Annotated in this window: 11 protein-coding genes; 6 read left to right on the top strand and 5 right to left on the bottom strand. The window is 64.5% G+C overall.

The window, feature by feature from the left end:
- Nucleotides 1-123 precede the first annotated feature (123 nt).
- Together I6F16_RS26945 and I6F16_RS26940 are read right to left on the bottom strand one after the other, a co-directional pair.
- On the bottom strand, nucleotides 124-387 hold the full coding sequence (locus I6F16_RS26945) for a hypothetical protein (protein ID WP_036014244.1): 264 nt from the start codon (nucleotides 385-387) through the stop codon (nucleotides 124-126).
- Between the two features lie 140 nt (nucleotides 388-527).
- Nucleotides 528-1,334: a creatininase family protein gene (locus I6F16_RS26940; RefSeq protein WP_036026447.1), complete on the bottom strand. Its 807-nt coding sequence runs from the start codon at nucleotides 1,332-1,334 to the stop codon at nucleotides 528-530.
- A gap of 153 nt (nucleotides 1,335-1,487) precedes the next feature.
- On the opposite strand from I6F16_RS26940, the gene I6F16_RS26935 reads away from it, so the two are divergent.
- The 5 genes from I6F16_RS26935 to I6F16_RS26915 all read left to right on the top strand — a co-directional run bounded on the left by I6F16_RS26935 (nucleotide 1,488) and on the right by I6F16_RS26915 (nucleotide 6,031).
- Nucleotides 1,488-2,510: an ABC transporter substrate-binding protein gene (locus tag I6F16_RS26935; protein ID WP_225174164.1), complete on the top strand. Its 1,023-nt coding sequence runs from the start codon at nucleotides 1,488-1,490 to the stop codon at nucleotides 2,508-2,510.
- Between the two features lie 209 nt (nucleotides 2,511-2,719).
- On the top strand, nucleotides 2,720-3,535 hold the full coding sequence (locus I6F16_RS26930) for an ABC transporter ATP-binding protein (RefSeq protein WP_225174163.1): 816 nt from the start codon (nucleotides 2,720-2,722) through the stop codon (nucleotides 3,533-3,535).
- Nucleotides 3,532-4,350, top strand: coding sequence for an ABC transporter permease (locus I6F16_RS26925; RefSeq protein WP_225174162.1), 819 nt, complete (start codon nucleotides 3,532-3,534; stop codon nucleotides 4,348-4,350). The genes I6F16_RS26930 and I6F16_RS26925 overlap by 4 nt, the downstream gene beginning before the upstream one ends.
- The gene (locus tag I6F16_RS26920) at nucleotides 4,350-5,339 is read left to right on the top strand and encodes a 2-hydroxyacid dehydrogenase (protein WP_036045480.1); all 990 of its coding nucleotides are present in this window, start codon (nucleotides 4,350-4,352) and stop codon (nucleotides 5,337-5,339) included. Before I6F16_RS26925 ends, I6F16_RS26920 begins: the two co-directional genes overlap by 1 nt.
- Nucleotides 5,339-6,031, top strand: coding sequence for an AprI/Inh family metalloprotease inhibitor (locus I6F16_RS26915; RefSeq protein ID WP_225174161.1), 693 nt, complete (start codon nucleotides 5,339-5,341; stop codon nucleotides 6,029-6,031). The genes I6F16_RS26920 and I6F16_RS26915 overlap by 1 nt, the downstream gene beginning before the upstream one ends.
- A 200-nt stretch (nucleotides 6,032-6,231) precedes the next feature.
- On the opposite strand, the gene I6F16_RS26910 is transcribed toward I6F16_RS26915, so the two are convergent.
- From I6F16_RS26910 to I6F16_RS26900, 3 genes are all read right to left on the bottom strand, one after another.
- A complete protein-coding gene (locus I6F16_RS26910; protein WP_225174160.1) occupies nucleotides 6,232-6,456 on the bottom strand; it encodes a DUF4926 domain-containing protein in 225 nt (74 codons plus the stop codon).
- 418 nt (nucleotides 6,457-6,874) lie between these two features.
- Nucleotides 6,875-7,588, bottom strand: coding sequence for a DNA repair protein RadC (gene radC, locus I6F16_RS26905; RefSeq protein WP_225174159.1), 714 nt, complete (start codon nucleotides 7,586-7,588; stop codon nucleotides 6,875-6,877).
- A 55-nt stretch (nucleotides 7,589-7,643) separates the two neighbouring features.
- The gene (locus I6F16_RS26900; RefSeq protein ID WP_225174158.1) at nucleotides 7,644-8,564 is read right to left on the bottom strand and encodes an EamA family transporter; all 921 of its coding nucleotides are present in this window, start codon (nucleotides 8,562-8,564) and stop codon (nucleotides 7,644-7,646) included.
- A gap of 131 nt (nucleotides 8,565-8,695) precedes the next feature.
- On the opposite strand from I6F16_RS26900, the gene I6F16_RS26895 reads away from it, so the two are divergent.
- Nucleotides 8,696-9,292, top strand: coding sequence for an Ada metal-binding domain-containing protein (locus tag I6F16_RS26895; RefSeq protein WP_225174157.1), 597 nt, complete (start codon nucleotides 8,696-8,698; stop codon nucleotides 9,290-9,292).
- Nucleotides 9,293-9,298: the final 6 nt, after the last annotated feature.

The following is a 9,298-nucleotide window of genomic DNA, read 5'->3' as shown; positions in this document are numbered from 1 at the left end:
CACCTGCTACTGATCTGAGTATCTGAGGCCGATCTCCACGTGGATCCCGCGTCCGACACGGGGTGGATGAGGCGCCCGTGTCGGACGCGGGATCCACGTGGAGATCGGCCTCAGATACTCAGATCAGTAGCAGGTGCGAACGCGGCCGACGTACTGGCCGAAGGCGTTGTACTGGGCGACCCAGCCGCAGCGGTGATAGCCGTGGTAATAGGGATCGTTGCTGGCGGCGATCGCGGAGCCGACGACGGCGGCGGTGGCGATGCCGGCACCGACGCCCCAGACCCAGCCGGGCTGCTTGGCTTCGGCCGAGGTGGTGGTGGATGCGATGCTGCCGGCAACAGTGAGAGCAGCGAGAGCTGCGGCGGCAATCTTGGTCTTGATCGACATGTGAAACTCCATCCGGGGTTGAGGCGGTCCGTTGTGGCCCGCGTGCCCAGTTGGACGGAGGCTGCTCGCGTCCGGTTCGAAGACTGCAAATGCGCTCGCGAAGAATAGATCTTTCCTGAATGAATCCAGGAAGATGCCCCCTAGCCGAGGGGACCCTTGGCAAGCCTGTTCACGTCGAAGTTATCGACCTCACCCAGCAGCTCGCAGAACGCCGTCGCGCCCTGATCGAGCAGCTGCTCGCCCTTCTCTGGCTGCGCCAGCGTCGCGTTGCCGACGGCACCGCTGGTGTTGAGATCCTGCGCCTGCCAGGCGAACGGCGCCGGCCGCTGCGTCGACAGCCAGCGATATTGCTGCTCGATCGCGATGCTGCTCGCGGGAAAATCGGCGATCGCATCCTTGCGCACCTGATCCGGATAGCGCGCCAGCATGATCGAGGTCTCGACCGCGCCGCCGTGAATGCCGTGCCGCACTTCATCGGCCGGGAACAATTTGTCCGCGCCCGAGAGCCGCGACCACGACGTCGTCACCACGAACAGCTTGTGATGCGCGCGCAGGTCCTGCGCAACCAGCATCATGGCTGCGCTATTGCCACCATGGCTGGTGACGATGACGAGCTTCCTAACGCCGCGGCGTGCAACGTCCGCGCCGATCGCTGCCCATTTCCTCAGCGCGATTTCAGTCGGCAGCGTCTGCGTGCCGGGATAGTCGATATGTTCGGTGGAGATCCCGACCCGTTCGACCGGAAGGAAGGTCGCCGCAACGCTGGCGGGCAACAGTTCGCGCACACGTGCGAGGTAGGCGTCCGCGATCAGCACGTCCGTCGTCAGCGGCAGATGCGGACCGTGCTGCTCGGTTGCCGCCAGCGGCAAAACCGCGATCCAGCGCGACACCTCGCCGGGGCTCGCATCAGCCCAGTCGATGTCGATCCAGTCGCGGGAGGGCGTCATCGAGGTTTCCTTGCCCGAATTTGTCACGTAATTTGCGGTTTGAGGGGATGCGGGCCCGGGCGGCTCGCATCCCCTGATGTCATGCGGTTCTATCGCGTTGCCTTCACCCGGACCAGACGCGATTGGGCCAGCCACGATCGACGGAGTGCCATTATGACCCCCTTTCATCTGCGGCGAGCGCTAGTTGCGGGCTTGTTGGCCGCTCTCGCCTCTTTTGCGCCGGCGCGCGCCCAAACGCTCGACAAGGTCACCTTCGGCACCAACTGGGTCGCCGAGGCCGAGCATGGCGGCTTCTTCCAGGCGGTCGCCGACGGCACCTACAAGAAATACGGCCTCGACGTCACCATCGTCCCCGGCGGCCCGAACGAGAACAACCGGATGCTGCTGATCGCCGGCAAGATCGATTTCTTCATGGCCGCGAACACGCTGATGTCGTTCGATGCCGTCGCCAACAACGTTCCCGTCATCACCATCGCCGCGGTGTTCCAGAAGGATCCGCAGGTGATGCTGACGCAGCCTGATGCCAAGGTTGCCAAGATCGAGGACCTCAAGCCGCTGACGCTGTTTGTCTCCAAGGAAGGCATGACCAGCTACTTCCAGTGGCTGAAATCCGAATATGGCTTCAGCGAGAAGAACGTCCGCCCCTATAATTTCAATCCGCAGCCCTTCATCGCGAACCCGAAGAGCGCGATGCAGGGTTACGTGACCTCCGAGCCGTTCGCGGTGGAGAAGGCCGCCGGCTTCAAGCCCAACGTGCTGCTGCTCGCCGATTACGGCTTCAACACCTATTCGACGCTGATCGAAACCCGCCGCGAGATCGTCGAGAAGAAGCCCGACCTCGTGCAGCGCTTCGTCGATGCCTCCATGATCGGTTGGTACAATTACATGTACCGCGACAATTCCGCCGGCAACTCCCTGATCAAGCAGCTCAACCCGGAGATGACCGACGATCTCCTGGCCTATTCCGTCGCCAAGATGAAGGAGCACGGCATCGTCGATTCCGGCGACAGCTTGAAGAACGGCATCGGCGCGATGAGCGACGAGCGCTACGCCTCCTTCTTCAACAAGATGGTCAAGGCTGGGGTCGTGAAGGCGGATCTCGACTACCGCAAATCCTACACGCTGCGCTTCGTCAACAAGGGCGTCGGCGTCGAGCTGGGCCCGAACAAGCCCTAACGCATGGTGAGGTCAGGCGTAGGTGGCTCGGCATTCTACACCTCTCCCGACGGGAGAGGTCGCATCGCATCACAAGATGCGATGCGGGTGAGGGGTTACGCTCTCTCGTGGGACCTGAGGCCCCTCACCCGGCGCTACGCGCCGACCTCTCCCCGTCGGGAAGAGGTGAGGGACGCTGCTCGACCGATGCCCACAGCTGCCGGCCATCGATGATCGAGCACAAGGCCTCATCTACCGTCGAGGCCAGCCTGACGGCTCTCGCCGTCAGCCTGCGCGGCGTGACGAAAGTCTACGACAACGGCGTGATGGCGCTCGGCCCGTTCGACCTAGCCGTCCGCAAGGGCGAGTTCATCTCGCTGCTGGGACCCTCCGGCTGCGGCAAGTCGACGGTGTTGCGGCTGATCGCCGAGCTCAGCGCGCCGTCGTCGGGCACGGTGCGAGTGGCACGGCACGAGGGCGTGCCGCAGCCGGGTCACGGCATCGGCTTCGTGTTCCAGGAGCCGACCCTGATGCCCTGGGCCAACGTCCGCGAGAACGTGCGACTGCCGCTAAAGCTCGGCGGCGTGCCGAAGGCGGAGGGGCGCGCGCGTGCCGACGCGGCGCTGGCCAGCGTCGGCCTTGCTGATTTCGCCGATGCCTTTCCGCGCGAGCTCTCCGGCGGCATGAAGATGCGGGTGTCGCTGGCGCGTGCGCTTGTCACCGATCCCGATATCCTCCTGATGGACGAGCCGTTCGCCGCGCTCGACGAGATCACGCGCTTCCGCCTCAACAACGATCTGCTGGCGCTGTGGCGAGGCTTACGCAAGACCGTCATCTTCGTCACCCATTCGGTGTTCGAATCCGTCTATCTGTCGCAGCGCGTCGTCGTCATGACGGCGCGCCCCGGCCGCATCCAGGCCGACATCCGCATCGAGACGGTCGAGCCGCGGGGCGAGGAGTTTCGCACCTCGACGGCCTATTCCGATTATTGCCGACGCGTGTCGGCCGCGCTGGCGCCGTCCTATTCGGGGCAGTCGACGCTATGAACGCTCAAGCTCCCGTGCCCGCAAAATCGTCCGGCGCGCAACGCGCGATGCGCTTCGTGCTGCCCGTCATCGTCTTCGCAGCCGGCCTCTTTGCCTGGGAACTCGTGGTCCGCATCAGGGAGATCCCGCCTTACGTGCTGCCGGCGCCCTCCGTCATCGTGCTGACACTGATCAAGGACTGGGCGGTGCTGTCACAATCGCTGGCGACCACGCTTGTCACCACGCTCGAAGGTTTTGTCGCCGCCAGCATCGGCGGCATCGCACTGGCGCTGCTGTTCAACCAGTCGAAATGGGTGGAATATTCGCTGTTCCCCTATGCAATCGTGCTGCAGGTGACGCCTGTCATCGCGATCGCGCCGCTCTTGCTGATCTATCTGGAGCAGCAGACCGCGGTGGTCGTCTGCGCCTTCATCGTCGCCTTCTTCCCGGTGCTGTCGAACGCCACGCTCGGGCTGAACTCGGTGGACCGCAACCTCGCCGGCCTGTTCCAGCTCTATGGCGCATCGAAGCCGCAAACCCTGCGCTTCCTCAAGCTGCCGGCGGCGCTGCCCTACATTCTCGGCGGATTGCGCATCGCCGGCGGCCTGTCGCTGATCGGCGCGGTCGTGGCCGAGATCGCGGCCGGAACGGCCGGCGCCGGCTCCGGGCTCGCCTACAGGATCGCCGAGTCAGGCTATCGCTTGAACATACCCCGCATGTTTGCCGCGCTGCTTCTGTTGTCGCTGGCCGGGATTGTCATCTATGGGGTGCTGGCGCTAGTTTCCCACCTCGTTTTACGGCGCTGGCATGAGAGCGCGCTTGGAAAGGAAAACTGATGGCTGCCGGTTCGATTTCGTCCGAAAAGATCGACCTTCTGATCTATGGGCCGGTGCGGCCGATCCTCGAGAACGGGTTTTCCGATCATTTCGTCGTGCACAAGGCGGAGACGCGCGGCGATCTCGAGCGGCTGACGCCGGCGGTCCGCGACAAGATCCGCGGCGTCGCGGTGACCTACCACACCGTGCGCGCGGACAAGGACTCGCTGTCGCAGCTGCCGAAGCTGGAGATGGTGGCGAGCTTCGGCGTCGGCTACGACCACATCGATGCCAAATATGCGGCCGAGCACGGCATTATCGTGACCAACACGCCCGACGTCTTGACCGAGGAGGTCGCCGACGTCGCGATGGGCCTTCTGATCTCCACCTTGCGCGAGTTCATCAAGGCCGACCGCTATGTCCGCTCCGGGCTCTGGCAGACCCAGAACTATCCGCTCAGCGTCGGCTCGCTGCGCGACCGCAAGGTCGGCATCGTCGGCATGGGCCGGATCGGCCAGGCCATCGCGCGCCGGTTAGATGCCTCGCTGGTGCCGGTGGTCTACCACTCCCGCAATCCCTCCAAGGACGTCTCGTACAAGCACTATCCTGACCTGATCGAGATGGCGAAAGCGGTCGACACGCTTGTTGTGATCGTGCCCGGCGGTGCCAGCACCAACAAGATGATCAATGCCGAGGTGCTCAAGGCGCTCGGCCCGCGCGGCGTGCTGGTCAACGTCGCCCGCGGCTCGGTGATCGACGAGCCAGCGCTGATCCAGGCGCTGAAGTCAGGCACCATTCTCGCCGCCGGCCTCGACGTGTTCGCGGCCGAGCCGAACGTGCCCGACGAGCTCAAGACCATGCAGAACGTCGTGCTGCTGCCGCATATCGGCTCGGCCTCGGTGGTGACGCGCAACGCCATGGACCAGCTCGTGGTCGACAATCTCAAGGCCTGGTTCGCCGGCAAGGCGCCGCTGACGCCGGTTGCGGAAACGCCGGTCAAGGGGCGCTGATGAGAGTTCTTCGGGTTCTCGCATTCGCCGTCGCGGCCCTTTTGGCCGCGATCGGCATCGCGCATGCGCAGGATGCGGCGAGCCTGAAGAAGCAGATGCCCGGACAATGGGAGCTCTCGACCACCGAGCGCAGCAAGACCTGCGTCGTCACGCTGAAGGCTGACGCGGCAGGCCAGGGTTTCAAGCTGGAGCTGGAGCCGTCCTGCAAGACCGCGCTGCCCTTCACCAAGGACATCGTGGCCTGGAGCGTGAGGGGCCTCGATATCGTGCGCCTGCAGGATGCGACCGGCGAAGCCGTGATCGACTTCACGGAGGTCGAGGCCGGTATCTTCGAGGGCCTGCGCCAGGGCGAGGGCGTCTACATCCTGCAGGATCTCGCCGCCGCGCGCTCGATGGCGAAGTCGATGGACCAGATGATCGGCGATTGGTCGATGGTGCGCCGCAACGGCCAGCCGGTGTGCGGGCTGACGCTGACCAACACCGAGGCTGATGCGGACAATTTCCAGGTTTTCCTCAAGCCGAGATGCGACGCCACGATCGCGCAGTTCAACCCGACGCAATGGCGCCTCGAGCGCGGCCAGATCATCCTGATGTCGAAATCCGGCGAAGCCTGGCAGTTCGAGGCCGACGACAACGCGCAATGGCGCCGCGTCCCCGACACCGCCGATCCCCTGATCATGCTGCGGCAGTAGGTGGCCTAACACTGGTTGCCGCCGGATGGCGCCACGTGAGGCACAACCTGCAGACGGGGCATCTTGTTGACGCAAGAGATGATTCCGTTGGGAGATTTCGGCATCGCCAAGCGCGTCCTCGCGTTCGGTGAAGCCGTGAGGACCGGCAGCTGTCAGCAGTATTGTTGCCGAGCGGTCATCGGATGCACGTCGGCATTGGATCAGTTGACTGCGCGCGCATGGACAATCTCGCGCGCCTCGACGGGACGCACGTCGGACGCGTCGAGAGTCACGACGGCAACCGTATCCCCCGACAGCGTCGTGAACTCCACCTCGAATGCTTCGCCTTGTTGATGCACCAGAACGACGGTGCCCACGTCGCCGGCGGCTAGCCGCTCGGAAGGCACATCCCGCTTCAATACGACAAGGTCCAATTCATTGATCATAAGTACCAATCCTCCTCGGTACCAAGGTCACCAAGCGTGGGACGTTTTCCTGAGGCTCCACGAACCATACCACACGGACGATCGGAGTACGACCCTGTGGGGTCTGCAATGGGCCGTCGATCTCGTATTTGGTTCCGAATTGCGATCTATGTGACCTGGTGATGTCGTTTGCTCTAGCGTGCGCTACGATGGCGTCGCGCAAGAGAGGCCAGTTCTGGGCGCTGAAACCGAATCCTTCGAGGAAACGAGCTTTTGAGCGGCCGCCGGGATGGCTGACGTTCAACAAATACCTCACGATCTTTGCCTCCGGGACAACAACACGGTCAAAACCAGGGAGGCGTGGCATGTCTATATCTCAACGTGTCCCGAGGACCCTATTCGTGGCCGGTGTATTCCGTGAAGGGCGTGAATCTCGTGCCTAGATCAAACGCATCCCGCGCAGGCTCGCATGCCCGTTCTTGCCGACGATGATGTGGTCGTGCACGGCAATCCCGAGCGGTTTTGCGATGTCGATGATCGCCTTGGTCATCTGGATGTCGGCCTGCGAGGGCGAGGGATCGCCGGAGGGGTGGTTGTGCACCAGGATCAGCGCAGTCGCGGATAATTCCAGCGCGCGCTTGATCACCTCGCGCGGGTAGACCGGGGTGTGGTCGACCGTGCCGGTCTGCTGCACCTCGTCGGCGATCAGCTGGTTGCGCTTGTCGAGGAAGAGCAGGCGGAATTGCTCCTTGTCGGCAAACGCCATGCTGGTGCGGCAATAGGCGATCACCTCGTTCCAGGATGACAGCGCGTTGCGGCTGTTGACCTCGCCCTTGGCGACGCGATGCGCGGCAGCTGCGATCAGCTTGAGCTGGTTGATCGCGGACTCGCCGACTCCCTCGACCTCGCGCAAGCGCGCCACTGGCGCATGCACGACCTCGGCGAACGAGCCGAACGTCTTGATCAGCGTCTTCGCCAGCGGCTTGGTGTCGCGCCGCGGCAGCGCGGCAAAGAGCGCCATCTCGAGCAGCTCGTAGTCGCTCAGCGCATCCGCGCCCGCGCTGTAGAAGCGCTCGCGCAGCCGCTCGCGATGGCCGAGATAGTGCGGCGCGTCGTCAGGCTTGCTCTTGTCGTGGTCAGGCTTCGCGGGCATCGGCCGCCAGCATTGCCTTGCCGACGGAATTTTTCAATCGACAATTGCACTGCTCTCAGGCCTTCCGCACGGGAGCTGCTATGGCCATGACGCCGATGACGATGAGCATCATGCCGGCCAGTATCGACCAGGTGAAGCTTTCGCCAAGGAGCGTGGCCCCGAGCGCTACGGCAAAGCCGGCGCGCAGGTAGCTGCCGCTCGTCGTACCGAGCGGGCCGAGCGTGCGGATCAGGCGGAAATAGATCACCATGGCGAGCGCGGTGCAGACGATCGCAAGGCCGAGCACCGCCGTGATCGCCTGCGTCGTCGGCACTAGCGTCCAGGGTCGATCGAGGACGGCGGTGATGGGCAGAATCAGCGCCGCGGCGCAGCTCATCGCGCCGGCTGCCGTGACGATCGCGGGAAGGCCCGCGAACCGCTGCCCCCAGATCGGTGCGAGCGCATAGCAGAAGCTCGCAGCCAGGACGGCGGCCTGCGCCAGCGGCGCGGCGGCGCCGATCCCCGAGAGCGCATCAACCCCCATGGTCAGGGCGACGCCCACTAGGCCCAGCACAACACCGATGATCTTGCGGCCGCTGATCGTCTCTCGTCCGCGTCCGGTCAACATCGCGATCGCAAGCACGAACATCGGCGGGGTCGCATTGAGCACGCCGGCGAGGCCGCTTGTGATATGCATCTCGCCCCAACTGATCAGGGTAAAGGGCAGCGCGCTTTGCAGCAGCCCTTGCACGACGAAAGCCGCCCACACCGGCCCTTGGCGCGGCAGGGCGTGCCCTTGCGCGAGAGCGATCATGATCAAGAGAACAGCTGCGATCGTCACCCGCGCCGCGACCATCGTGAAGGGCGGAATCGTCGGAAGCGCGACCTTGATGAGCGTGAACGAGCTGCCCCAGATCAGGGCGAGAAGCAGCAGGAGTCCGGTCTCGAAAGCCAGGCCGGTTTGCCGTGATGTCGTCTGTCGCGCCTGCGTGCTCATGCAATCTGCTCCGGGATCCATCGACACCATGATCCGGAGCGGCGCTGTGGGCTGGCTGGATTCGGACCTCATCGCCCGGTCGCGTCCGAATTCAGCTACTCGGCGGGGCGCCATGAAATTATGATTGCGCCATGACGACAGGCTCGGCACACCGGCAGACGCTGCCACCGCATCTCGACTGGGACACGTGCGATCGGGCGAGGCTGGCGCGTGCGCGTGCCTTCGACGGCCTGTTCTTCTCAGGCGTCCGCTCGACGCGGATCTATTGCCGGCCGGTGTGTCCGGTGCGTCCGGCCCGCTCTGAGAACGTCACCTTCTATCCGACCGCGGCCGCCGCCGAGCGGGCCGGCTTTCGCCCGTGCCTGCGCTGCCGGCCCGAAGCCGCGCCGGGCTCGCCGGCCTGGATGGGGACGGCGACCACCGTTGCGCGCGGCATGCGCCTGATCAATGACGGCTTTCTCGACCGCGCGACCATGGCGGAGCTTGCGGAAGCTCTGGGCGTCGGGCCGCGTCACCTGCTCCGCCTGTTCATGCGCCACGCCGGCGCAAGCCCGAGCGAGATCGCGGCGACCCGCCGCGTGCAAGAAGCCAAGCGCCTGATCGACCAGACAGGAATGACGCTGGCGGAGATTGCGTTTGCGGCCGGCTTCGGCAGTATTCGCAGATTCAACGACGCTTTTGCCGCGACCTACAAGCGGCCGCCGTCGTCATTCCGCCGCCGGCGTTAGGCCAAC

The organism is Bradyrhizobium sp. IC4060 (assembly GCF_020193715.1).
GTDB lineage: Bacteria > Pseudomonadota > Alphaproteobacteria > Rhizobiales > Xanthobacteraceae > Bradyrhizobium > Bradyrhizobium yuanmingense.
The sequence above is the reverse complement of the archived record's forward strand: the minus strand, read 5'-3'. Positions and strand labels throughout refer to the sequence as shown.

What these genes read in the sequence shown, in the direction of transcription:
- I6F16_RS26945 (WP_036014244.1), bottom strand. Translation starts at nt 387, where the DNA reads ATGTCGATCAAGACCAAGATTGCCGCCGCAGCTCTCGCTGCTCTCACT.
- I6F16_RS26940 (WP_036026447.1), bottom strand. Translation starts at nt 1,334, where the DNA reads ATGACGCCCTCCCGCGACTGGATCGACATCGACTGGGCTGATGCGAGC.
- I6F16_RS26935 (WP_225174164.1), top strand. Translation starts at nt 1,488, where the DNA reads ATGACCCCCTTTCATCTGCGGCGAGCGCTAGTTGCGGGCTTGTTGGCC.
- I6F16_RS26930 (WP_225174163.1), top strand. Translation starts at nt 2,720, where the DNA reads ATGATCGAGCACAAGGCCTCATCTACCGTCGAGGCCAGCCTGACGGCT.
- I6F16_RS26925 (WP_225174162.1), top strand. Translation starts at nt 3,532, where the DNA reads ATGAACGCTCAAGCTCCCGTGCCCGCAAAATCGTCCGGCGCGCAACGC.
- I6F16_RS26920 (WP_036045480.1), top strand. Translation starts at nt 4,350, where the DNA reads ATGGCTGCCGGTTCGATTTCGTCCGAAAAGATCGACCTTCTGATCTAT.
- I6F16_RS26915 (WP_225174161.1), top strand. Translation starts at nt 5,339, where the DNA reads ATGAGAGTTCTTCGGGTTCTCGCATTCGCCGTCGCGGCCCTTTTGGCC.
- I6F16_RS26910 (WP_225174160.1), bottom strand. Translation starts at nt 6,456, where the DNA reads ATGATCAATGAATTGGACCTTGTCGTATTGAAGCGGGATGTGCCTTCC.
- radC (WP_225174159.1), bottom strand. Translation starts at nt 7,588, where the DNA reads ATGCCCGCGAAGCCTGACCACGACAAGAGCAAGCCTGACGACGCGCCG.
- I6F16_RS26900 (WP_225174158.1), bottom strand. Translation starts at nt 8,564, where the DNA reads ATGAGCACGCAGGCGCGACAGACGACATCACGGCAAACCGGCCTGGCT.
- I6F16_RS26895 (WP_225174157.1), top strand. Translation starts at nt 8,696, where the DNA reads ATGACGACAGGCTCGGCACACCGGCAGACGCTGCCACCGCATCTCGAC.